The organism is Mesorhizobium sp. M1066 (assembly GCF_040318635.1).
Taxonomy (GTDB): Bacteria; Pseudomonadota; Alphaproteobacteria; order Rhizobiales; family Rhizobiaceae; genus Mesorhizobium.
The window spans coordinates 66985-89903 of sequence record NZ_JAMYMR010000005.1 but is presented as its reverse complement, the minus strand read 5'-3'; the positions used below and the strand labels follow the sequence as shown (position 1 = coordinate 89903).

Sequence of the window (22919 nt, the reverse complement as noted above, 5' to 3'; positions counted from 1 at the left end):
GCCCGGGCTTTTTCTTGTCGGCCCGTTTTTCTTGTCGGCATTGGCAAAACAGGCTAGACCGGCGTTAGGTGGCTAAGGGGTAGGGAAATATGGCAATTAATCCACTGAAGGCGTTCCTGTTCGCGGCGGGTGGGACCGTTGCGGCCGCGGGAACCGCCTATGTATCGGGCGCACTCGACCCGTATCTCAATCCCACGCCGCCGGCGCAAGTGGCGGCGCAGACGCCGCCCGCAGCGCCAAAATCGGCCGATCCCGGCACCGAAGCGCGGCTGCCCGCCGCGGAGGTCCCTGCGGCTCCCGCCGCGGTGCCCCAGGCAACGGCACCGGCCGCGGCGGCGCCGGCTGCGGCCGGTCCGGTCGCACCGTCCTTCGATGTCGTGCGCGTCGAAAGCAATGGCTCGATTGTCGTTGCCGGCAATGCGGCGCCCAACGCCAAGGTCGAGATCCTCAACGGCTCGACGGTGCTTGGCTCGACGGTCGCTGGTCCCGATGGCGCCTTCGTTATCGTTCTCGATGATCCGCTCAAGCCCGGCGATTATACCATCGCGCTGCGCGCGACCACGGGCGATGTCGTAACGCCCTCGGTGCAGACCGCCGTCGTTTCGGTTCCCAAGGATGCGGCCGGCCAGGTGCTGGCCATGGTCGAGGAGCCGGGCAAGCCGGCCGAATTGCTGACCGTTCCCGCGCCCAAGGCAAAGCCGGCTGCTCCGGCCGCCGCGCCGGCTGCTCCCGCAGCCGAAGCGCCCGCAACTGCTCCGGCACCAGCCGCCCCGGCACCTGCCGTGGTCGACGCAGCACCGGCTCCTGCAGCGCCGGCGACGCCGCCCGCTGCAGGCGTGAGCGAGCCCAAGATCGTCGTCGAGGCGGTCGAGATCGACGGCAGCAAGATCTTTGTCGCCGGTCTCGCCGATGCCGGCCGCAAGGTGCGCGCCTATGCCAACGACATCCTGCTCGGTGATGCGCAAACTTCGACGGACGGTCATTTCCTGGTCGAGGCGACGCGCGACATTCCGGTCGGCAGCTACACAATCCGTGTCGACGGCCTCGATACCGACGGTGTGACAGTTGTGGCCCGCGCAGCCGTGCCGTTCGAGCGCGAGCCTGGCGAAGCGGTCGCTGCCGTGGCACCCTCGGCGCCGAAGCCCGTTCAGCCCGAGCCGGCCGCACCTGCCGCCGCCGAGGCGCCGGCCGCGGCCGGGACGGCTCCGGCCACGACGCCTGCTCCCGCCACCGAGGCTCCAGCCGTTGTGGCGGAGGCGACGCCGCCAAGCGATGTGCCCGAGACCGTGGCGCCGAAGCTTGAACATGCCGACGGCGCCGTCATCATCCGCCGCAACGACACGCTGTGGCGGATCTCGCGGCGCGTCTATGGCCATGGCGTGCGCTTCTCGACCATCTACCTCGCCAACCAGGACCAGATCAGTGATCCCGACCGCATCTGGCCGGGTCAGGTATTCAAGGTCCCGGAAAAGTCGAAGGAAGGCGAAGCCGCCGACCTTAAGGCGATGGGCGAGCAGGCAACGACAGCGCCGGCCAAGACCAACTAAAGTCCAAGGCCTTTCAGGTCGACGTCAGCTAGGTCGTTGAGCCGCTCAAGTGCAGTTTGAACCCGATCATGTTCGGATCGCCCAGGTCGGGGCGTAGCGTCATGCTCGGGATCAAATAATCGCCGCCATTTTGCCGGCGATAGGGGATGGGTTGCGTGGTCGCGAGCGTCCTCATCCTCTCGCGCAGGCGCTCGGCTGTGGGCTCGAAGTCGGCTTCGCCGAAGCGGTCGACGCTATAGGCGACGAATGGCGGAAGGACATCGTAGCCCGGGTAGTAGAGAATCCCGTGGTTTATCGGGAACAGCAGATCATCGATTGGTCCGTTGACGCCGCGAGGGGCATAGTGCTCCTCCCAGCCGCCGGCGGTGACGATCAGCATTGCGCGCTTGCCCATCAAGGTTCCTTCGCCGTAGCGGTCGCCCCATCGTTTGTCGCTATGCTCACCCACACCGTAAGCGAAGCCGTAGGCGAAGACCCTGTCGACCCAGCCCTTGAGGATCGCCGGCATGGCAAACCACCAGAGCGGAAACTGGAGAATCAGGGCATCCGCCCATAGCAGCTTTGCGATCTCGGCCTTGACGTCCTCTGTCAGCGCGTCGGCCTCGAAAGACTTTTTTGACGCTGCGGCAGGCATCAGCCGCGCGTCCGGCGCCAGAACCGGAAAGTCGGCCCGATCAACCGCTGATTTCCAACCCTGGGCGTAGAGGTCCGTCACCCGCACTTCGTGGCCTTGTGCCTCGAGTTCACCGATGGCGACATCGCGGAGCGCGCCGTTGAGCGAGCGGGATTCGGGATGTGCGAAGACAAGTAGGATTTTCATGCGGGGGACTCCGGGGATTGAAAAACTGGTCCCTTAGCTAGGCAATATCGACGCAATCCGCTATATATTCGTAATGCATAAGATTGTGCCGAATAGTGGATAAATCGGATATCACCCTCGAACGCATGCGCACCTTCGTTCGCGTTGCGGAACGGGGCAACCTGTCCTTGGTTGCCGGTGAACTGGGTATCGGACAATCGACGGTCACGCGGCATCTGCAGGAACTCGAAGAGGCAGTGGGTGCGCCTTTGCTCAGCAGGACCACCCGGCGGGTCACGCTGACCGACGAGGGCAGCCGGTACTATGCCAACAGCGTCCAGATCCTACGCCTTGTCGAGCAGGCCGGCGACGAAGCGCGGGGCGCACGTGGCGCGCCGGCCGGCACCGTCCGGATATCCTGTACTGCCGCTTTCGGGGTCTTGCACACCAGCCGACTCATCTTCGACTTTCAGGACCGATATCCCGACATCGGAGTTGACCTCAGCCTCACCGATGAGCGTGTCGATCTCGTCCGGGAAGGTGTCGACATCGCGCTTCGGTTGGGTCCGCTCACCGACAGCTCATTGAGGCTGCGGGCCCTTGGCCTGTCACGGCGCCTGCTCGTGGCATCGCCGCATTATCTGGCGGAGCGAGGCAGACCGGCTATCCCGTCGGATCTGTCTGGACATGAGGGTATCCGGATGTCGAACGTGGCGGGGAGTGAAACTCTTGCCTTGCAGGGCGCCGGAGGCGAGCGTCATATGGTGCCTTTCGCGGGGCGCCTGCGTGTCGACCATGGGCTTGCCGCGCGCGAGGCTTTGCTCGCGGGTCGAGGGGTCGCACCGGCTCACCGATGGCTTGTCGACGATCTTGTGGCGGCGGGCCTGCTCGAGACGATACTGGATGATTATTCACTGCCGTCCGCCCCTTTGAACATGCTGATCGTCCCGGAGCGCGCGGGCGTTGCAAGGGTCCGCCTGATGGTCGACTTCCTGGCTGAGCGGATTGCCGGCATCCCGGGGATCGAGAAGTCCAGTCCAAAGCGTTAGCCGCTATCTGCTCTGCCCAGAAGAGTAGCTTGCAGCAGCGTCGACCATCGTTTATCGCCGATGGACGATGAGCGAATCCCTAGCTGAAATAGGTATGCTTGGCTGCGCCCCGGACAGCCGAGCCGTTGCCACCCGGCTGGCAGCACTTTCGCACCCGGCTCGGATCGAAATCCTGAAATACTTGTCCGCAAGCAACTCCTGCTGCTGCCGCGAGGTCGTCGACCGTTTCGATCTGGCGCAGTCCACTGTGTCACAACATTTGAAGATACTGGTCGAAGCCGGGCTGGTCCGGTTCGAACCTGACCGTCAGCGCTCGCGCTACGAGGTCGATCGTGCCGCACTTGCCGATGTTTCCGCATCGGTGGCCGCGCTCGTCAATTCCTGCTGCTCCGGCCGCTAGATCCCGAAATGGGGGGTCCGGTTTTCGGACGAGATCATGGTCAAAAAGACATAAGAAGAAGGCACAAGAAATGGCCGAAAAAACCGTCTCCGACTCCTCGACCTTCAAGACGCTGCTCAATTTGTGGCCCTATATGTGGCCGGCGGATCGCGCCGATCTGAGAGCCCGGGTCACCTGGGCGACGCTGTTGCTGGTCGTCGCCAAGCTGACGCTGGTCGCCGGTCCCTATTTCTTCAAATGGGCGACCGACGCGCTGGCCGGCGACGCCAAATCGGTGCCGCCGCTGCCGAGTTTTCTGCTGGCGCCGGTCATGCTGGTCGTCGCCTACAATGTCGTGCGCCTGGTGCAACTTGGCTTCAATCAATTGCGCGACGCCTTGTTTGCTCGCGTCGGCCAATATGCGGTGCGCCAGCTCGCCTTCCGCACCTTCGTTCACATGCACCAACTGTCGCTGCGCTTCCATCTCGAGCGCCGCACCGGCGGCCTGTCGCGCATCATCGAGCGCGGCACCAAGGGTATCGAGACGATCGTGCGCTTCATCATGCTCAACACGGCGCCGACCATTCTCGAATTCGCGCTGACAACCGGCATCTTCGCCTACACCTATGGCTGGAAATATGTGGTCGTCGTCGCGGTCACCGTCTGGGTCTATGTCTGGTTCACGGTCCGCGCCAGCGACTGGCGCATCTCGATCCGCCGCGACATGAACGACAGCGACACCGACGCCAACACCAAGGCAATCGACTCGCTGCTCAATTACGAGACGGTCAAGTACTTCAACAATGAAGGCATGGAAGCCGAGCGTTTCGACCGCTCCATGGCGCGCTACGAGGTCGCCGCGACGCGCATCTGGACCTCGCTTGGTTGGCTGAATTTCGGGCAGGGCATCATCTTCGGCCTCGGCACTGTCATCGTCATGTGCATGTCGGCGCTGGAAGTGCAGGCCGGCACGCAGACGGTCGGTGACTTCGTTTTCATCAACGCCATGCTGATGCAGCTGTCGGTGCCGCTCAATTTCATCGGCTTCATCTACCGCGAAATCCGCCAGGGGCTGACCGACATCGAGCAGATGTTCGACCTTTTGGATGTGCCGCAGGAGATCGTCGACAAGCCGGATGCCAGGCCACTCGCGGTCAGTGCCGGCAAGGTCGAGTTCCGCGACGTGCATTTTTCCTATGATCCGAACCGCAAGATCCTGAAGGGCATCAGCTTCGAGGTGCCGGCCGGCAAGACCGTCGCCATTGTCGGGCCTTCGGGTGCCGGCAAGTCGACCATCTCGCGGCTTCTGTTCCGCTTTTACGATGTTCAGTCCGGCCAGGTGCTGATCGACGGCCAGGATATCAGGGACGTGACGCAGGAGAGCCTGCGCGGCGCGATCGGCATGGTGCCGCAGGACACCGTGCTGTTCAACGACACCATCGCCTACAACATCCGCTACGGCCGCATCGGCGCCAGCGAGGAGGATATGCAGAAGGCCGCCGAACTTGCACAGATCGGTCCGTTCATCGAGCGATTGCCTGATGGCTACAAGTCGATGGTCGGGGAACGCGGGCTAAAACTTTCGGGCGGCGAGAAGCAGCGCGTGGCGATCGCCCGCACCATCCTGAAGGCGCCGCCGATCCTGATGCTCGACGAAGCGACCTCGGCACTCGACAGCCACACCGAGCAGGAGATCCAGGCCGCGCTCGATCTGGTCAGCCGTGGCCGCACCACCATAGTCATCGCCCACCGGCTGTCGACGGTGATCACGGCCGATGAGATCATCGTGCTGCAGGACGGCCAGATCGCCGAGCGCGGCACCCATGCCGAGCTGATGCGCAAGCATGGCCTCTACGCCTCGATGTGGGACCGCCAGCGCGAGGCGACCGAGGCCGAGGAGCGCCTACGCATCGCCCGCGAGGGCGACGAGTTTGGTGTCATCGTCCGCCGGCGGACGTCGGAGGTGAATTGAAGGTTCGGCGTGTGAGTTGATTTTTGCGCTTGACCTCAACTTAAGTTGAGATTGTAGGCCGTTCCTGGAGCCCAAAACACCAGGATCCAGGAACGGAACAATCGAAATGAGCAAGACAAATCAGAACGTTGACGGTGGCAGCGTGTTCAGGGTGGACAAATTCGTCGTTCCGGCCGCCGCTCGCGAGGAGATACTCGCCAAGGTCAGGACAACGCATGAATTGCTGCGCCTGCAACAGGGCTTCGTTCAGGACTTCCTGCTCGAACAATTCTCCGGGCCGGGCGAATTCAACCTCGTCACCATCGTCGAATGGGAAAGCCAGGCGGCCGTCGACAAGGTCGTGCCGATCGTCAAGGCCGCGCATGAGCGCCTCGCCTTCAACCCGCAGGAGACGATCGCCCGGCTCGGCGTTCGCGCCGACATCGCCAACTATCAGCGAGTCCCCGGGCTGTAGGCAGTCGACTTGATCCTTCCTGAGAAATTAGGCGGCGCGCCATAGCTGACGCGTCGCAACCCGGACGCCATGCACGCTATAACCCGTATCTACTGCTCAGTTCGTCCACGATCGAGCGGGTTTGCCTCAGCGTATCTTGACAGAACCCAAGCGCATTGACGCCGAATCCTTCAATAGAAAAAGACACCCATATCTCGACTGTCTCGATAACCCCTGGTGTTGCGACAATGCGTTGCGTTTTGGGATCGACGGGAGCCCCCATAATACTTACGCCACTGCCAAAGGTAACACCACTGCCCCAACTAACGTGGCGGCCTTCTTATCATCGTCACTTAAATGCGGAGCTACGTGCAATTCCCAGTACCGTCGAGCAATTCGATCGAGAATACTCCGAAGTCGCTCCAAGACCTCATGCGTCAAATGCGTTGCTCGTTCCACGCTCCCTCTAGTGTGCAGCGCCTTGTCATATTCTTGTGAAAGCTCATCGAGAATTTCAGAAGTGCGATCAAATGATATTTTCAGATTGGCATCCATGAGCAAAGACATCCCCAAAGAGTAAAATAGTTAGCACGGTCCTTACATAGCGGTTGAGCTCTAAGAGAGCGTGAGGCGATTTTCTGTGTAGTACTTCTTTTCTGGCCGCGGCGTTGCTACGGCCAGCCGACGCCAGATGCCGGCGCTTCCACGCCGAGCACCTGGCCGGTGCGGGCATCGCTGACCATGTGCTCGAAGCCACGCCATTCGGCGGCGAGAATGAACAGCGTTTTCCTGTCGGTGTCGCCCAACATGCAGGCAAAGCAGCCGCGATCGACAGTGACCGTCCGCAACACCTCACCGCCTTCGCGCACCCGCACGCAGTGCTTGTTGGGTACATCCGCGTACCAGATAGCCCCGTCGGCGTCGAGGCAGATGCCGTCGGGATAGCCGTCGAGATCGGCCCAGACGCGTCGATTGGCGAGGCTGCCGTCGGCGGCGATGTCGAAGGCGGTCAGCCGGTTGGCATGGGATTCGGCGACGATCAGCGTCTGGTTGTCCAAGGTCACCGCCATGCCGTTGGCAAAGGCGATACCTTCCGCAACTTGCCGGACCGTGCCGTCGGGGCCAATCAGCACGATGGTGTCGGGGCCGAAATGCTCGCCCGGCGCCGGCGCCGGGCCACCGCCATTTACATAGATGTTGCCACGCCCATCGACGACGATCTCGTTCCAAGGGCTTTTGGACAGGTCACGCAGATCGGCGTGGGTGGCGAGCCGCCCATCGGCCTCCTGCCTTAGTAGCAAGCCGTCACGTCCTGACACGACGAGCAGACGACCATCCCGCAGCCAATCGATGGAGTAGGGCAAGACAGCTGGGACGGTGAGCACGATCTCCTTGTTGCCGTCGGCATCGACGGCGATGATCTCGCCCGTGCCCCAGTTGCAGACCCAGAGCCGCCCGTCATGCCAGCGCGGCGATTCCCCAAAAGCGAGGCTGGCAGTGATGAGATACGCTTGAGAGACTGCTGATTTTTTCGACGGCATGCTGGCTCCTCGGGTCGGCTCACAAGCGCTTCGCCTCCCTTGGCTGGGTCGATGCAAGCGCCATCTCTTCAAGGACGAGCGAGGATGGCTCACCCCGACAACGGTAATGGGTTTTCCCGGCCAGGTCTGGGCGCTGTCAACAAGGGCTGAGGTCGAGGAGCGGCTGCAATCAATGCCTTGCCGATTGTTGCGTTGCGGCGAAGGGGGCTTTCGGCTATTGAGGCCGGACTTGAAACGGAGCCTGTTTATAACCGATGAGCCTTGTCGATACGGTCAAGAACGCGTTCGTACCGATCCATCGCGAAGGCTATCCCTTTATCGCGGCCTTTGGCGCGGCGACGCTTTTCCTCGGCTATTTCTCCTCGATCCTGTTCTGGATCGGTCTTATCCTGACAGCCTGGTGCGTCTATTTCTTCCGTGATCCCGAGCGCGTCACGCCGGTTGACGACCGCCTGGTGGTCAGCCCGGCCGACGGCATCATCTCGGCGGTCGGACCCGCCGTGCCGCCGCGCGAACTCGGCCTCGGCAATGTCGAGATGACCCGCATCTCGGTGTTCATGAACGTCTTCTCCTGCCACGTGAACCGCGCCCCGGTGCGCGGCCGTATTGCGAAAATCGAGCACCGGCCGGGCAAATTCCTCAATGCCGAACTGGACAAGGCCAGCACCGAGAACGAGCGCAACGGCCTGGTCATCGAGAGCCCCAATGGCACGGTCGCGGCCGTCCAGATCGCCGGCCTGGTGGCGCGCCGCATCGTCTGCTGGGCCGAGGCCGGCGGCTCGATCGGCACTGGTGAGCGTTTTGGCCTGATCCGCTTCGGCTCGCGTGTCGATGTGTTCCTGCCCCTGACCGCGACGCCGCGCGTTGCCGTCGGCCAGACGGCGGTTGGCGGCGAAACCGTGCTGGCCGAATTCGGCGGTGTTGCCGGCACGCCTCTTGTTCGGGTTTCCTGACCGGTGGGCACGCAATACAAAAAGTTCGAGGCCCATGCCAGCGGCGGTCCGCGCATCCGCGAAATCCCGATGCGCATGGTGCTGCCCAATCTGGTCACCGTGCTCGCCATTTGCGCCGGCCTGTCCGGCATCCGCTTCGGCTTCGAAGGCCGCTTCGAGCCGGCGGTGGTGATGGTGCTGCTTGCCGCCTTCCTCGACGGCATCGACGGCCGCTTGGCGCGGATGCTGAAGGCGACCTCCAAATTCGGCGCGCAGATGGATTCGCTGGCCGACATCGTCAATTTCGGCGTGGCGCCGGCTCTGGTGCTCTATGCCTTCCTGCTCGACCGCGCCGGCTCGCCGGGCTGGATCGCGGCACTGCTGTTCGCCATCGCCTGCGGGCTGCGCCTCGCCCGTTTCAACGTGCTCGACGACGACAAGGCCGATCGCCCCCTATGGCAGTCCGAATATTTCGTCGGCGTGCCGGCGCCGGCTGGCGCCGTGCTGGTGATGCTGCCGCTTTATCTCTATTTCCTGCGCACAGGTCTGGAGCCCAGTCGTCCAGCGGCCTTCGTCGCCACCGGCTTCACCATCCTGGTCGCCTTCCTGCTGGTCAGCCGGCTGCCTGTCTATTCCGGCAAGAGCCTGAAAATTCCGGGCGACAGGGTGTTGCCGATCATCCTGGGTGTCGTGCTCTACGTACTCCTGCTGATGACCTACCCCTGGTACACGTTGACCGCTTCGGTTGCCGGCTACCTGATCTTCCTGCCGTTCAGCGTGCGCGCCTATTCGAAGCGCGCCAAGCTGGAGGGCGAGAAGGTGCCGCCTTCGGATATAGGTTAGAACTACGCTTTCGTCATCCTAGGGCGAAGCGACGTTGCGAAGACCCTAGGATCCATGCCGTGACCTCAGCCAAAAAGCGCAACGGACGAGAACTGGCAATCGCTTGGCGCCGGTCGCCTTCTGAATGGCCGCGCGTGACGTGAATGTCACGGAATGGATCCTAGGGTCTGCGCCGCGTCGCTTCGCTCCTTGCTTCGCCCTAGGATGACGACCGCGAGGTATTTACGCCGCGACGCCGAGCCCCAGCCTGTCGATCGCCAATTTCTTTGTCGACACATAGTCGGTCTTACCGGAACCCAGCACCGGGATTTCCTCCACCTTGACGATGTCGTTGGGCACCATCAGTTCGGCGGCACCGGCCTGTTTGCCGAATCTGCGCAACTCGTCGGGGTTGGCGTCGTCGGCGGTGGTGACCAGCACGATGCGCTCGCCGCGCCTCTTGTCAGGCACGGCCACAGCCGCGTGGTGCTCTTCCGGCCACAGCGACTGCACCAGCATCTCGACCGCACCCAGCGACACCATCTCGCCAGCGATCTTGGCGAAGCGCTTGGCGCGTCCGCGAATGGTGATGAAGCCTTCGCGGTCGACGGCAACGATGTCGCCGGTGTCGTGCCAGCCGGTCAGCGGCTGCAATTCACCGGGGCGGTCCGCGGTCATGTAGCCCATCATCAGGTTCGGTCCGTCGAGCCACAATTGGCCGGCGTCGGAAATGCCTTCGACCGGCTCAAGCTTCATGCGCATGGCCGGCAGCAGCCGCCCGACCGTGCCGTCGCGGCCATGGATTGCCGTGTTGACGGCAACCACCGGTGCCGCCTCTGTCAGCCCGAACCCTTCGATGATCTCGGCCTGGAAGCGCTCGCGATAGACGCGGCGGGTTTCCGGCTTCACCGCCTCGGCGCCGGCGACGACGAAGCGCAGGCTGGAAAAATCGCCGTCCTTGGCGGTGCGCGCATAGTTGGCGAGGAACGTGTCGGTGCCGAACATGATGGTCGGTTTCACCTTGCGCGCGACCTCGGGGATGAGCTTGTAGTGTAGCGGCGAGGGGTAGAGGAACAGTTTTACCCCGGTGACCAGCGGCAGGATGGTGCCGCCCGTCAGGCCGAAGGAATGGAACACCGGCAGCACGTTGAGCAGGATGTCGGCCGGCGAGATGGTGATCCGCGCCTCGGCCTGCATGGCGTTGGCGTAAAGGTTCTTGTGCGACAGCACGACCGCCTTCGGCGTGCCTTCCGAGCCCGAGGTAAACAGGATCACGGCCGGCTTGGCCGCATCCTGCCGCTGCAGCGGCCAGCGCCACAGCAAGGCGGCGGCAAGCTTGTCGAGCGCGGTGACGCTCTCCCGCACATCCTCCAGCCAGAGCAGCCTCGCACCACCCTTTTCGACCGCAGCGACGATATCGGCAAGGTCGGCCTTCTCGACGAACGCGCGGGACGAAATCACGGTCCTTATCACCGCCGTGCGCACGGCCGCGGTGACGCTCGCCGGCCCGGCCGTATAGTTGATCATCGCCGCCACCCGGCCGGCCGACAGAAGGCCGGTGAGCGACAGCGCGACGCCATTGGCGTTGGGCAGCATCACACCGACCGCTTCGCCCGGCGCCGTGACGGCCTCAAAGCGCCTGCCCAGGACGCGGGCGCCGATGAACATCTTGCGGTAGCTCAACGCACCCGAGATGACGTCTTCTATGATCGTGTGCGAAGCGCCGACGCGGTCGGCGGCATCGCGCATGGCCAGGAAAAGGCCACGATCGAGGTTGGTGCCGAAGAGCCGCGCCTCGGCGACACGGTCGAACAGCGCGTTGGTGTTCGAGGCCTGCTCGGGGTTGCGCGCCACCAGTTCGGCGATGGTCATCGGCTCCAGCACGCTGATCGACAGCTGCGGAAACCAGTGTCGTGGCGCCTTGTCCGCGGGCGTCAGCGACACCGGCAGGCTGCGCGCGCCGCCGACGAAGATCGGCACGATTTTGGCATCGGCCTGCATGGCGATGCGGGTGACGGCACGAAACAACCGAAACGTCTTGACGTCGGGCTCGACCGCATCCGGCAGATAGACGGCGAGCCGGCCCTTGCCTTTGAGCACGCGCACCAGCCGGCGGCTGACGAAGACATGTTCGGCGTTGAAGGCGATGGTACGGCCAAGCTCGCGCCAAGGTTCGAGCCACGGCGAGCGCGCCGAGACCTCATCGAGAATATGCAGCGTGTCTTCCGGCAGCAGCGACAGCATCAGCGCCGGCTCGAAGCGCGATTGATGCGAGATGACGTAGATGACTGGAGCCTGCGCCTTGCGGGCGACCCGGATGCGGCTGTCTCCGATCCGGTAGGCGAGCTTGAACGGCACATAGAGCAGCGCCTGGGTGAAGCGCAGGCCGAGGCGGAATTTTTCCGCCACGCCGATCAGCAGCCAGGCCAGAACAAGACCCGCAAGCAGCGCCAGTGTCAGGATCATGCCGCGTCTCTCCCAACGTTTTTTAGCATCTCGGCTCTTTGCGGCCGTGTCGGCCAGAACCTAGACGATGTGGGAGCAAGGTCAATGCGGAGCTTTTGCTTCCCTTGGTGCGGGAAGCTGCTTCTCACGCCGCCTGCAGCCGTCCACTGATGAAACGAAATTCCTGCGTCTTGCCGCCATAGCCATAAGCGGCTGCCGGCACTTCATGCACGAAGGCGTAGCTCTCCTCATGCACGCCGCCCAGCAGACGGCCGAAGGCTGCGAAGATCGCCTTCAGATAGGCCTCCAGTTCAAGCTTGGTATTGGTGCCGTCGACCACCTTGATATCAAGCCAGAACGTGTTGGTGCCGTGCTCGGCCAGCGACTTGCCGCCGGCGAACCAGTGCTGCGGATCGACGTAGGACACGGCAACTGCCGTGATCGTCGGGTCCTTGCGCAGCTGCGTCGCGGTGATTTCGGTGGCCTCCTTTGCGATGCGAGCGGAAAGAGCCGCGTCAGGTTTGCCGGTGACGCTGATGTTGATGATGGGCATTTTTCTTCTCCTTGGTTCGAGCGGCGTCCGATCGCCGTTGGAAGCACCATGTCACCATCCAGGAGTCAAAAAAATCAAATTGTTTTTAACTGAAGATTCGATAACATAGAATTATGGAAACGCTCGACCCCGATCTGCTCCGAACCTTTCTAGCTTTCGTCGACAGCGGCTCACTGGCCCAGGCGGCTGCAAGCGTCGCACGCTCGCCCTCGGCGGTGACCGCCCAGATGCAGCGGTTGGAGGAAATCGTCGGCGAGCCGCTGCTGGCGCCGCAAGGGCGAGGGCGCGGCTTGACCCCTGCAGGCGAAGACCTCGTCGGCCATGCCAGGCGGATCCTTGCCGCCCATCGCGAGGCATGGCTGGCGCTTAAGGGCGCCCGCGCTGCCGGACGCGTCGCCATCGGCACGACACAGGATTTCGCCGACAGCGGCCTGCCGGATCTGCTGCGTGCCTTCGCCGGCAGTCATCCGCGCGTCAGGGTCGAACTGCGGGTCGGCCGCTCCGCCGAACTGGTGCAGGCGCTGCAGTCTGGCGGCCTCGATCTGGCGATCGTCATGCGCCAGGCGGCAGCGCCGGACGAAGTCGGTGTGCTGCGCGAGCCGATGATATGGCTATGCTCACAAAGGGGGCTGGCCACGCGGCAGGAGGAACTGCCGCTGGCGCTGCTCGATCCGTATTGCGGTTTTCGCGAAGCAGCACTTACGGCACTCGATGCTGCCGGCCGCCGCTATCGTATTGCTGCCGGCAGCGCCAGCCTGGCCGGCCTGCGCACGGCGGTGAATGCCGGTGTCGCGCTGACGCTGCGAACGGCCCGCTTTGCCCATTCCGGCATTGTCGAGGCGCCGCGCGAGCTTGGCCTGCCGCAGGTTCCAATGGCTGAGTTCGCCATCCGGCTGCGCACCGGTGCCGATGGGTCGGCAGCCGATCTGGCGGCCCTGCTCAGCGGTAACCTTGCCTTATCAGGCTGAATGCCCAAAGAAAAAACCGACCTTGCGGTCGCCAAGCGGCAAAGAAAAAGCCGACCTTACGGTCGGCTGGAGTAGGACGGGCCGAGGGGTTTGGGGGGACTTGGGGATGGCCCGTCGCAGCAATAATGCCTGACCCGGATGATGGTTCCGTGACCGCGTCATTTTTTTTCAAGAAGTATTTGACGCTGAGCGTTGCGAGCGGGCCATCAGCCAATCCCGCCCCGCATGGGCAAACACCGCGCACAACACGATGACGCCGCCGACCATGCTGGCGGTCGGCGCAATCTCGCCCAGGAACAGGAAGGCAAACAGGATCGCGAACGGCACTTCGGCCGAGCCGAGCAGCCCGGATTCGGCGGGCGGGATGAGCCGCGCGCCCTCCGTCCACAGGATCGAGGACACCGCGAAGGACGCGCCGAAGGTGGCGAGCAGAACGGCGTCTCTTGGCGAAACAGCCAGCGGATCGGTGACGAACCAGCCGAGCACGAACAACAGGAAGGCCGAAACCGCACCGGCCCACACCACGGGCGTGTCGCGGAAGGCGCGCACCATGATCATGTAGAGGCCGCTGCCGATGGTCATCAGCAGTGCCAGTCCGTCGCCGAACAGATTGCCGGTGCCGAAGCCGGACCAGACCATGATCGCCACGCCGCACAGTGACACAGCGGCAGCGGCCATCGTCTGCAACCGGAAGGGTTCGCGTGTCAGAACCCAGGCCAGCAGCGCGGTAACGAAAGGTGCTGTGGCATAGATGACGGCGACATTGGCAACGAAGGTGAACTTGAATGCCGATATGAAAGCGATGCTGGCGAGAGCCCCTTCCACCGCCAGCAGCCAGCCGCGCCAGCCAAGCCGCAGGCTATCACGCCCGCCGGAGCGGTGGCGCCGCCACAGCACATAGAGGCTGACCAGGATCGAGCCGACGAAGCCGCGCCAGCAAATGATGGTCAGCGGGTCGGCATGGATCGATTTTGTCAGAACGCCAGTGAGGCCGAAGACGGCCGCCGAGGATGACACCAGGATGATGCCCAGCGTGCGCTCCGCGGTGGTGTCGGCGGTGGCTGCAATGTCAGTCATACGGCAAGCCTACGCCGTTCAGTCCTGACATCGTAGTGTCAGCAGTGATGGCGATCCACATCATAGGCGTTTGCGGAAATGCTCGGTGCCGACGATCAACAGGCCGGCGGCGACGATCAGCGCAGCGCCCAGGAACACCTCGCGACGCGGCACGTCGCCCCAGATCGCAAAGCCGAGTGCGAATGCCCACAACAGCGAGGTGTATTCCAGCGGAGCGAGGACCGAAGCCGGTGTGCGCTTCATGCCTTCGAAGAGAAGGTATTGTGCCAGGCCGCCGAGTGCGCCGACGCTGGCAAGGAGCAGCAACTGAGCCCCGTCCGGTGTCCGCCACCACAACAACGCCGGCACCGCCGAAAACAGCAGAAAATAGAAATTGTTGAGCAGGAGCTGGATCATCGAACGCTCGGCAAGGGCGGTCTTGCGCAAGAGCACGATGGCGATGCCCCACAAAAAGGCGGCCGCCAGCACCAGCAGCACCGGCACGGACAGGCCGAGATGGGTCGGATCACAGGCGACAAAGACACCGGCAAAGCCGATGAGAACCGCCAGCCAGCGCAGCATCGGCACCTTTTCGCCGAGCAGGAACACCGAAAGCACGGTGACAATGATTGGGGCCGCGTAATAGACGGTGGTCAGTTCGGCGAGCTGCAGGCTGCGCGCGGCGTTGTAGTAACAGAGCCACGCAGCAAGCGTGAAGGCACTGCGCACCAGCATCGGCCGCACGATCGGCGAGCGCATCGTGTCGGCAAACAACTGTCGTCCGCCGATCGCCGCGCACGCACCCAGAATGGTGATGCTGCGGAAGAACATGATCTGCCAGACGCTCATGCCGACGACCAACAGCTTGATCGAAGCATCCTGTGTCGAAAACAGCAGATAGGCCGCACCGGTCAGCAGGATGCCTGCAAGAACCCGCTCGCGTGTTTCGAGAATGGCGATATCGGCCATAAGGCGCGTGGGACCAAAATTGCCGGAGCGGCAGAAATGCTGTGAGGAGCGACACAAGGGAACTGGGAATTCAGCTCCCTTGGCACCAAGCTATACGGGCGAAAACCGCTGCGGCGCTACGCCAGCCCGGTGCTTATGTTGGGGCAGGGGTCCATGGCGGGTTGCACTGCCGCAAAGCCTACTGCGTCGCCTGGTAAAGCTCCGAAGCGGCTTCTTTCAGCGCGCGTCGGCCGTCGGATCTGAAATACATCATGTGCCCGCCCTCGACGACATCGAGACGGATAGGCTTGGCATTGGCGAGCGATGGGATCTGGTTCACCAGATAGCGCGAGGCGAGGTAAGGCGTGACCAGGTCGGTGTAGCCGTTGACGATCATGACACCAAGCGAAGGGTTCAGTGAGCGTGCGCGCTGCAGATCGTCCATCACTCCGGCATAGCCTTGCCGTGAGGCGCTGGTCCCGTAATCCCAATTGTGGCTGATTTCGCCGTTGAGCAGCCGATAGCTGACATCGGTGCGGAAATTCAGCTCTTCGCGGATATAGCCGACGAACGCCGACGTCAGCGCCGGTACGCTGCGGTCGAGCACCGGATCCGGACCGGCGGTGCGGGCGCTCTCGGGCGCGATGTCGGCCGTGCCGATCGTGGCGTCATAGGGGCTGAGCACCTTGCCGCTGGCGCGGGCGAACTCCCTTGCGAACAGGCCGGTGGGAATGCGGGCGGAGTTCCGCTGCACCAGGTCGAGCGGCAGGCCAGTGATGTCAGCCACGCGTTGGCTGGCCAGCCGCCTGCCTTGCTCCAGTCCGCTGGTGATTGCCGTAAGGTAATCGCCCATCGCATAATGTTCGACGTCTGCCAGCTTCTCCCGCAATGCATCGCCGCTGACGCCTTCGGCGCGCAGGCGCACCGCCGCCAGTGAAGGCAGTTCGAGCGCCCAATGCAGCGGCTCGAATTCGTCGGGCTGCACCAGCGTGAACTCCAGAGCCGGCGAGATCAGCACGATGCCGTTCGGACTGATGCCGATATCTTCTTGCAATGTCCTGGCGAGCAGCGCCGCGCGGAACCCGCCATAGCTTTCGCCGGCGAGGAACAGCGGCGACCCGGTGCGGCCGTTCTGCGCGAGATAGAGCCGGATGAAGGCGCCAATCGAGCTGGCATCCTGGTTGACGCCCCAGAAATCGCGCGTGTCCTGCCCCGGTGCCTCGCGGCTATAGCCGGTTCCCACCGGATCGACGAAGACGAGATCGGTCATGTCGAGCCAGCTGTCGGGATTGTCGATCAGTCTTTGCGGTGAGGGCAGGAATTCGCCGTCGGCCCCGGTCGCGATTATCCGTGGACCGAGTGCGCCGATATGCAGATAGGCGGACGCTGCTCCAGGGCCGCCGTTGAACACGAAGGTGATCGGCCGCTGCGGGTCCTTGGCCCCGCTTGCCGGCGGCTCCACCGTGTAGGCGACATAGAAGATCTCCGCCGTGACGTCGCCCTTGCCCGATAGCAGCGACAGGGTCGCCGCCTTTGCCTGGTAATCCAGCTTGCTTCCGGCCAGCGTGATCGAATGGTTGGTTGTCTGCGGCGGCGGCAGCAGGGACAGCAAGCCGCCCGAGGGCGCAGGCCGCTCCGCTGTTTCAGCCAGGACGGGCTGCGCCAGGACGGCAAGCATCGGCAGGATAAGGCAGATCAGTTTCAGCTTGACCGGCATGATGGCTCCGCGACAACGACTCCCGCATAGGTATGGCCGAGAGGTTCGAAGTCAAAGGAAATGGCTGTTTTGAACTTGCAACGGCTTGCGCTAGTGTGAGCCGGAATGCAGTCGAACGTTTCCCTCGATCAGTTTGGACGCTGGAGCGGCGGTGTGGCCGCTGCGGCCGTTGCCGCGACTCCCGAAGAATTGTCGGCTCGCTTCACGGCAGCGGCGAGCGAGTTGCTTGGCTCCGACCGCGCCTATGTCGGCTTTTACCGTCGCGACATCACATCCCTGACCATCGACGATGCCGGTCCCGATCGCTGGAACCGCGACTACGATGCACGACTGTATCGCCAGGATCCCTTCTTCCAGAGGTTCGCCAGCACACGGCAGGATTTCCTGTTGCCGCTATCGGCTCTGCGCAATGGCGACTTCCAGCGCACCCCCTACTATCGCGAATTCTTCGGCCCTTCCGACAGTTTCGACGAGATCACCGGCGTGTTCAATCTCGACGGGCTGACCGCTGGCTATGTCACTTTTCTCAGGCGAAACGGGGCAGAACCGTTTGGCGAGCAGGATTTGGCAACGGCTTGCGCGGCAAGCAGCGCGACAAGGCTCATTTTGGAAAGATTGCTTCATCTGTGCCGCTTCCGGCATAAGGGCGCCGCAATCGGTGACGCTCGCTCGCGGCTGAGCAGGCGCGAGGCCGAAATTGCGCGGCATCTGGTCGATGGCGGCAATGCCAAGAGCATTTCGCGAAGCCTCGCCATCTCGCCCGGGACCGTCCGCAACCACATCAAGCAGATCTACCGCAAGCTCGGCGTGCACTCCCAGGTCGAGCTGCTGGCGACCCTCCGTGAAGCCGCTCGGGATTGACGGCTTCCGAGCGGCGCTAAAAGCGCTACGCGCTTTCCCGGAAAAACCGCTGCGCACTTTTCCCGGAATTGCTCTATTGCCCCGTCACGATGCGCGTCCACATGCGGTTTTGTGATCGCAGCAGCTTTGGGTCGTTGTTGTCCACCACAAACAGCTTGGCCTTCACGGCATCAGACGGAAAGACGCCGGGATCGCTAGCTATCGCCTTGTCCATCAGCGGCAGAGATTCCGGTATCGCATTGGCGTAGGAGACATAGCTGGAATTGGCCGCGGCGATATCGGGCCGCAGATTGAAGTCGATCCAGGCCTGGGCGTTGCCGGGATGCGGCGCATCTTTCGGCACCGCCATCGTATCGAAGTTGATGAGCGTGCCTTCCCTGGGGATGGAATAGGCGATCTCCAGCTTCTTCACGGATTCCGCCGCACGGGTCCTTGCCTGGAGTATGTCGCCCGACCAGCCCAACACCACGCAGATGTCGCCGTTGGCGAGGTCGTTGATGTATTTGGACGAATGGAAATAGCGGATGTAGGGCCGCACCTTGCCCAGCAGGTCCTCGACCTTGGCGAGGTCGTCGGGACTGGTCGATTTGGGGTCGATGTGAAGATAGTTCATCGCCATCGGGATGACTTCAGCCGGCGCATCGATCATGGCCACGCCACAGTCGGAGAGCTTCTTGACCACGTCGACGTCGAAGACCATGGCGAAGGAATCCGTCGGCGCGTCCGGTAGCCTCTGCTTCACCGCGGCGACGTTGTAGCCAATACCGTCGGTGACGGCCATATAGGGCACGGCATGCAGGTTCTGCGGGTCGGCGCCCGCGATCAGCGCCAGGGCCTGCGGATCGATCTTCGAATGGTTGGCAAGCTTCGATTTGTCGAGTTCCAGGAACGCCCCCGCCTTCACCTGGTTCTTCAGGAACGGATAGGCTGAGGGGTAGACCACGTCATATCCCGAGCCGCCGGTGAGCAGCTTGGTTTCAAGCACCTCGTTGCCGTCATAGACATCGTAGCGAACCTTTATGCCCGTCTCCTTCTCGAATTTCTCGGCCGTGTCCTGCGCGATGTAGTCGGACCAGTTGTAGACGTTGACGATCTTTTCCTCGTCAGCCGAAGCCGCATTTGCGCAGATGCCGCAGGCAAGCAGGGTTGAGAAGATCAGAGCGCGCATAAATGTCCTCCGTTTTCGCTATCTGTTTTGGGCATGCCCCGTCCCTCAACGCCGTTGCGGGGCATAGACCGGCAAGGTGATGCAGGCGACATTGCCGCCGCCCAGCAGGATCTCGCGCGAGTTTTCGATGCCGACTATTCGGTGATCGGGAAACAAGTCGGCCAGCGTCTGCTTGGCTTTCACGTCGAGATCGCAGCCGAACTGCGGTACCACCACGACGCTGTTGCCCGGATAGTAGTTGATGTAGCTCGCCGCGATCCGGTTCCCGACGGGCCGCGCCCAGGTCGAATCAAGCCGGTCCACGCCGTCGCTTTCTTCAAGCGTCATCTCGATCGGCAAGGGATGCGGCAGCCGGTGGACTTCGATCGCGCGGCCCTTCGCATCACGAGCCGAACGCAGCACCTCTTCGGCTTCCCGCACAATCTCGTATTGCGGGTCCTCCCGGTTGTCGGTCCAGCTCAGCACGACCACGCCGGGGCGCACGAAGCAGCAGACGTCGTCGACATGGCCGTCGGTCTCGTCGAAAGCGAGGCCGCGTGGCAGCCAGATGACGGTATCGACACCGAGATAGTCGCCGAGCTGGCGTTCCACTTCGGTCTTGCCGAGATGGGCGTTGCGATTTCGGTTGAGGAGGCATTGCTCCGTCGTGATGAGGGTGCCCTGGCCGTCGCACTGCAACCCGCCACCCTCGGCGATCAGCGGCGCGCGGTAGCGATCCATGTTCTCGATTTCGAGCACTTTTTGCGCCGCCAGGTCATCCAGGTCCCATGGCGAATAGAGGCCGCCGTCGAAACCGCCATAGGCGTTGAAGATCCAATCGACGCCACGCACGTCGCCTTGATCGTTGACGACGAAGTTGGGACCGCTGTCGCGCAGCCAGGAATCGTTGGTGGACATCTCCACGACCCGCACATGACCGGGCAATCGCGCTCGGGCATTCTGCCACTGGCGAGCAGAGGCCGCCACCGTCACCGGCTCGCTTTGCGCGATCGCCGCGGCGACATCCACGAACAGCTTTTGCGCGGGCTTGGCGCCGAGGCGCCAGGTGTCCGGTCGCTCCGGCCAGATCATCCAGCAGCCCGACTTGGGTTCGAATTCGCCGGGCGCGCGAAACCCATCCTGTTTCGGCCTTGTCGAGAGGGTACGGGGCATCTGGGGACCGCCGGGAAATGGAGTGATGACTTTCCCGGATCAGACGTTTTTGTGACCTTGTCCGTCAATGTCCCATTTGGGATATCGGTGTTGGCGGCTGTTTCCTGTTGCGGAACGGCATTGCCTTCCCACGGTGATCGGCGCAAATCTCGACCGGACGGCGTATGCCGGTGACGCAAGCAGTCGACGAAAGGGGAAAGCGGATGGATGCGACCGAACTGAAGGCCATGCAGGCGCCGCTGAAGCAGGCCTATCGTGACGATGCTTCGCAGGCTCTGATCACGCTTCGCGCCAAGGGCTCGATCGATGACCAGTCGGTTGCCTGCAAGGTGGAGACGGGCAGGGCGCTCGCCATCGCCGGCCTGCATCCGGCAACAGGCGGCTCAGGGCTTGAACTCTGCTCGGGCGACATGCTGCTGGAGGCGTTGGTCGCCTGCGCCGGGGTGACGCTGAAGGCGGTGGCGACGGCGCTCGAGTTCAAGCTCGGCGCCGCCACGGTGGAAGCCGAAGGCGATCTCGATTTTCGCGGCACGCTCGGCGTTGCCAAGGATGCGCCGGTCGGCTTTCGCGCCATCCGGCTCAATTTCACCCTCGACACCGCTGAGCCGCAGGAGCGAATAGACTCGCTGCTGAAGCTGACCGAGCGTTATTGCGTGGTATTCCAGACCATCAGCCAGAAACCGGAGCTGACGGTCAGCGCACGCCGCTGATGCTTACTGCGCTGACGGTTCTTCGGCGTCGCCCTCGTCAGTGAAGGGCGAGGCGCTCGGCACGCATTGTACAGACCAGCCGGCCGGTGTCGGCTGTTTCTGATACTCGGTGATGGCGGCGGTGCACTGTTCGCGCTTGTCGAAGGTGCTGGGCAGCACAACCATGCCGCCTTGCGGGCCGGCGATTACCAGATACCAGACCAACGCTGCTGCGGTCGTAGCCATTGGGATTTCCTTGTTCTGCCAGTTGGGCGCTTGTTGTGGGAGTCGCTGTGACCCTACCAACTCCATGGAAATGACGAAAGCATGACCGCCGCACAGCTTCCCGCCTACAAATCACCCCCGGTTTTTGTGACGGCGGGTTTCCCAGCCCGATTTCGAAGCGCAATCCGCTCAGTTGGTGGCAAAACAATAGAACAAGCCATCGCCCCCGGTGCCCTTGAGCGCCTCCTGGCCGCAGCCGCCGCGCGAGGCGTGCGAGGAATTCCAGGATTTGGCGGCTGCCGAATCGTCGAGGCCCGTGCGGTCATGATGGCCCATCATAGCGGCGCCTTCCGCCCCGCTCATCGTCCAGTCGCCGCAGGTCTGGTCGGCGATCTTGGTGCCGTCGGGCTTGGAGCCGGTCAGCACGTCGTGGCGGTTGGGCGTGTCGCCGCGGCCGTTGACCGCTTCGCCTTTCTCGTTGAGCGCCGTCTGCTTGGTGATGCCGTTGGCATCGCTGTGCAACGAGGCGACATCGTCGGCGATCTTGACGCCCTTGGCGTTCACCCAAGGCCCCTTGCCGATGCGGTCGCGCGCGTCGGTGTCGCTGGTCGACAGATAGGCGGCCCAGCTCTTGCCGGTGACGCCGGCAGCTTCCGCCAGCGAGGCGCAATGCGCGTCGGCGCCCTTGAGGCCGCCGAGATCGGCGCCCTTGCCGGACCCGGCACTGGTGACGAAGAAGCTCATCTTGGCATCTTGCGAGAGGGCTGCGCCGACTGTGGCGGCGAGGGCGGCCGCGATGGCCGTGGTGGCAACGAGAACAAGTCTGCGCATGTCGATCCTCCAGTTCGAATGGTTACGTCAGAGGAAACGTTGCCGGAGGCCTATTTAATCCATCTCGCAGTCAAGTTTTATTCCGGCTGGCGATAGGCGACGAACCGATTGTGCTTGGCTTGGAAGATCAATCCGGTCTCTTTCAGGTCCGGGCTCGCCAGCGGCACGATACGTTTGGCGATTTCGGACGGGTGCGGCAACGTCTCGGGATCTTCGCCCGGCACTGCCTGGGCACGCATGGCGGTGCGGGTGGCGCCGGGGTCGGCGGCGTTGACCCTGAGCGGCAGGCTCTGCGTCTCGTGCGCCCAGGAACGCATCATCGTCTCCACCGCGGCCTTGGATGCCGCGTAGGGCGCCCAGAAAGCACGCGCCGAGTGCGCTGCGTTGGAGGACAGGATGATCGCTCGTCCAGCATCGGAGAGCCGCAGCAGAGGATCGACGGAGCGGATCAGCCGCCAGGTCGAGGTGACGTTGATGGTCATCACCTTCTCGAAGGTTTTTGCTTCGACATGACCGATCGGCGAAATGACGCCGAGCACGCCGGCATTGGCGACGAGAATGTCGAGCTTGCCCCAGCGTTCGTGGATGGCGCCGCCCAGGCGGTCGATACCGGCCATGTCGGCGAGGTCGAGCGGCACCAGTGTCGCCTGGCCGCCGGCCGCCTTGATCTGGTCGTCGAGCTCTTCCAGTCCTCCGACAGTGCGCGCCACCGCAATGACATGCGCGCCGGCGGCAGCCAATTCCTTGGCAATGAAATAGCCGATACCGCGCGAGGCGCCGGTGACGACCGCAACGCGGCCGGAAAGGTCGAGGGTCATGCGATGGATTCCGG

General features: G+C 63.2%; 23 protein-coding genes. 10 read left to right on the top strand and 13 right to left on the bottom strand.

Features of this window, described 5'->3' with window-relative positions; translation table 11 throughout:
• Positions 1-89: 89 nt before the first annotated feature.
• A complete protein-coding gene (locus tag NKH52_RS09930; protein ID WP_352730554.1) occupies positions 90-1547 on the top strand; it encodes a LysM peptidoglycan-binding domain-containing protein in 1458 nt (485 codons plus the stop codon).
• A gap of 28 nt (positions 1548-1575) precedes the next feature.
• On the opposite strand, the gene NKH52_RS09925 is transcribed toward NKH52_RS09930, so the two are convergent.
• Positions 1576-2367 carry an NAD(P)H-dependent oxidoreductase gene (locus NKH52_RS09925; RefSeq protein ID WP_352730552.1) on the bottom strand — a complete coding sequence of 264 codons (792 nt, stop codon included), beginning with the start codon at positions 2365-2367 and terminating at the stop codon, positions 1576-1578.
• Between the two features lie 95 nt (positions 2368-2462).
• On the opposite strand from NKH52_RS09925, the gene NKH52_RS09920 reads away from it, so the two are divergent.
• From NKH52_RS09920 to NKH52_RS09905, 4 genes are all read left to right on the top strand, one after another.
• A complete protein-coding gene (locus NKH52_RS09920; RefSeq protein ID WP_352730550.1) occupies positions 2463-3395 on the top strand; it encodes a LysR family transcriptional regulator in 933 nt (310 codons plus the stop codon).
• A gap of 67 nt (positions 3396-3462) precedes the next feature.
• Positions 3463-3795: an ArsR/SmtB family transcription factor gene (locus NKH52_RS09915; protein WP_352730548.1), complete on the top strand. Its 333-nt coding sequence runs from the start codon at positions 3463-3465 to the stop codon at positions 3793-3795.
• Between the two features lie 70 nt (positions 3796-3865).
• Positions 3866-5746, top strand: coding sequence for an ABCB family ABC transporter ATP-binding protein/permease (locus tag NKH52_RS09910; protein WP_127289303.1), 1881 nt, complete (start codon positions 3866-3868; stop codon positions 5744-5746).
• Positions 5747-5852: 106 nt separating this feature from the next.
• Positions 5853-6200 (top strand): antibiotic biosynthesis monooxygenase family protein, encoded by a 348-nt coding sequence (locus tag NKH52_RS09905; protein ID WP_352730547.1) that lies wholly within the window; start codon positions 5853-5855, stop codon positions 6198-6200.
• A 267-nt stretch (positions 6201-6467) separates the two neighbouring features.
• On the opposite strand, the gene NKH52_RS09900 is transcribed toward NKH52_RS09905, so the two are convergent.
• Both NKH52_RS09900 and NKH52_RS09895 read right to left on the bottom strand, forming a co-directional pair.
• Positions 6468-6734: a hypothetical protein gene (locus NKH52_RS09900; protein WP_352730545.1), complete on the bottom strand. Its 267-nt coding sequence runs from the start codon at positions 6732-6734 to the stop codon at positions 6468-6470.
• A gap of 116 nt (positions 6735-6850) precedes the next feature.
• Complete coding sequence (locus NKH52_RS09895) at positions 6851-7720, bottom strand: SMP-30/gluconolactonase/LRE family protein (RefSeq protein WP_352730543.1); 870 nt, start codon at positions 7718-7720, stop codon at positions 6851-6853.
• Positions 7721-7974: 254 nt separating this feature from the next.
• Between NKH52_RS09895 and NKH52_RS09890 the strand changes: the two genes are divergently transcribed.
• Together NKH52_RS09890 and NKH52_RS09885 are read left to right on the top strand one after the other, a co-directional pair.
• Positions 7975-8673, top strand: coding sequence for a phosphatidylserine decarboxylase (locus NKH52_RS09890; protein WP_352442157.1), 699 nt, complete (start codon positions 7975-7977; stop codon positions 8671-8673).
• 3 nt (positions 8674-8676) lie between these two features.
• Positions 8677-9495 (top strand): CDP-alcohol phosphatidyltransferase family protein, encoded by an 819-nt coding sequence (locus NKH52_RS09885; protein WP_502908020.1) that lies wholly within the window; start codon positions 8677-8679, stop codon positions 9493-9495.
• 222 nt (positions 9496-9717) lie between these two features.
• On the opposite strand, the gene NKH52_RS09880 is transcribed toward NKH52_RS09885, so the two are convergent.
• Positions 9718-11940: an AMP-binding protein gene (locus tag NKH52_RS09880; protein WP_352730541.1), complete on the bottom strand. Its 2223-nt coding sequence runs from the start codon at positions 11938-11940 to the stop codon at positions 9718-9720.
• A 124-nt stretch (positions 11941-12064) separates the two neighbouring features.
• Positions 12065-12472: a tautomerase family protein gene (locus NKH52_RS09875; RefSeq protein ID WP_013532540.1), complete on the bottom strand. Its 408-nt coding sequence runs from the start codon at positions 12470-12472 to the stop codon at positions 12065-12067.
• A 113-nt stretch (positions 12473-12585) separates the two neighbouring features.
• Between NKH52_RS09875 and NKH52_RS09870 the strand changes: the two genes are divergently transcribed.
• Positions 12586-13440, top strand: a complete 855-nt coding sequence (locus NKH52_RS09870) for a LysR substrate-binding domain-containing protein (protein ID WP_352730539.1) — start codon at positions 12586-12588, stop codon at positions 13438-13440.
• 168 nt (positions 13441-13608) lie between these two features.
• Here NKH52_RS09870 and NKH52_RS09865 read toward each other — a convergent pair whose 3' ends face one another.
• From NKH52_RS09865 to NKH52_RS09855, 3 genes are all read right to left on the bottom strand, one after another.
• Positions 13609-14517, bottom strand: coding sequence for a DMT family transporter (locus NKH52_RS09865; protein ID WP_352730537.1), 909 nt, complete (start codon positions 14515-14517; stop codon positions 13609-13611).
• Between the two features lie 60 nt (positions 14518-14577).
• The gene (locus NKH52_RS09860; RefSeq protein ID WP_352550564.1) at positions 14578-15465 is read right to left on the bottom strand and encodes a DMT family transporter; all 888 of its coding nucleotides are present in this window, start codon (positions 15463-15465) and stop codon (positions 14578-14580) included.
• 178 nt (positions 15466-15643) lie between these two features.
• Positions 15644-17161: a S10 family peptidase gene (locus tag NKH52_RS09855; protein WP_352730535.1), complete on the bottom strand. Its 1518-nt coding sequence runs from the start codon at positions 17159-17161 to the stop codon at positions 15644-15646.
• 153 nt (positions 17162-17314) lie between these two features.
• Between NKH52_RS09855 and NKH52_RS09850 the strand changes: the two genes are divergently transcribed.
• On the top strand, positions 17315-18022 hold the full coding sequence (locus NKH52_RS09850) for a helix-turn-helix transcriptional regulator (RefSeq protein ID WP_352730533.1): 708 nt from the start codon (positions 17315-17317) through the stop codon (positions 18020-18022).
• A gap of 73 nt (positions 18023-18095) precedes the next feature.
• Here the strand turns inward: NKH52_RS09850 and NKH52_RS09845 are convergent, their stop codons facing one another.
• Both NKH52_RS09845 and aguA read right to left on the bottom strand, forming a co-directional pair.
• Positions 18096-19190 (bottom strand): polyamine ABC transporter substrate-binding protein, encoded by a 1095-nt coding sequence (locus NKH52_RS09845; RefSeq protein WP_352730529.1) that lies wholly within the window; start codon positions 19188-19190, stop codon positions 18096-18098.
• A 45-nt stretch (positions 19191-19235) separates the two neighbouring features.
• The gene (gene aguA, locus NKH52_RS09840) at positions 19236-20342 is read right to left on the bottom strand and encodes an agmatine deiminase (protein ID WP_352730527.1); all 1107 of its coding nucleotides are present in this window, start codon (positions 20340-20342) and stop codon (positions 19236-19238) included.
• A 203-nt stretch (positions 20343-20545) separates the two neighbouring features.
• On the opposite strand from aguA, the gene NKH52_RS09835 reads away from it, so the two are divergent.
• A complete protein-coding gene (locus tag NKH52_RS09835) occupies positions 20546-21052 on the top strand; it encodes an OsmC family protein (protein WP_127289281.1) in 507 nt (168 codons plus the stop codon).
• A 3-nt stretch (positions 21053-21055) separates the two neighbouring features.
• Here the strand turns inward: NKH52_RS09835 and NKH52_RS09830 are convergent, their stop codons facing one another.
• The 3 genes from NKH52_RS09830 to NKH52_RS09820 form a co-directional block, all read right to left on the bottom strand.
• Positions 21056-21277: a hypothetical protein gene (locus NKH52_RS09830; protein ID WP_013532531.1), complete on the bottom strand. Its 222-nt coding sequence runs from the start codon at positions 21275-21277 to the stop codon at positions 21056-21058.
• A gap of 168 nt (positions 21278-21445) precedes the next feature.
• Positions 21446-22087, bottom strand: coding sequence for a hypothetical protein (locus tag NKH52_RS09825; RefSeq protein WP_352735501.1), 642 nt, complete (start codon positions 22085-22087; stop codon positions 21446-21448).
• 77 nt (positions 22088-22164) lie between these two features.
• Positions 22165-22905 (bottom strand): SDR family NAD(P)-dependent oxidoreductase, encoded by a 741-nt coding sequence (locus NKH52_RS09820; RefSeq protein ID WP_013532529.1) that lies wholly within the window; start codon positions 22903-22905, stop codon positions 22165-22167.
• Positions 22906-22919: the final 14 nt, after the last annotated feature.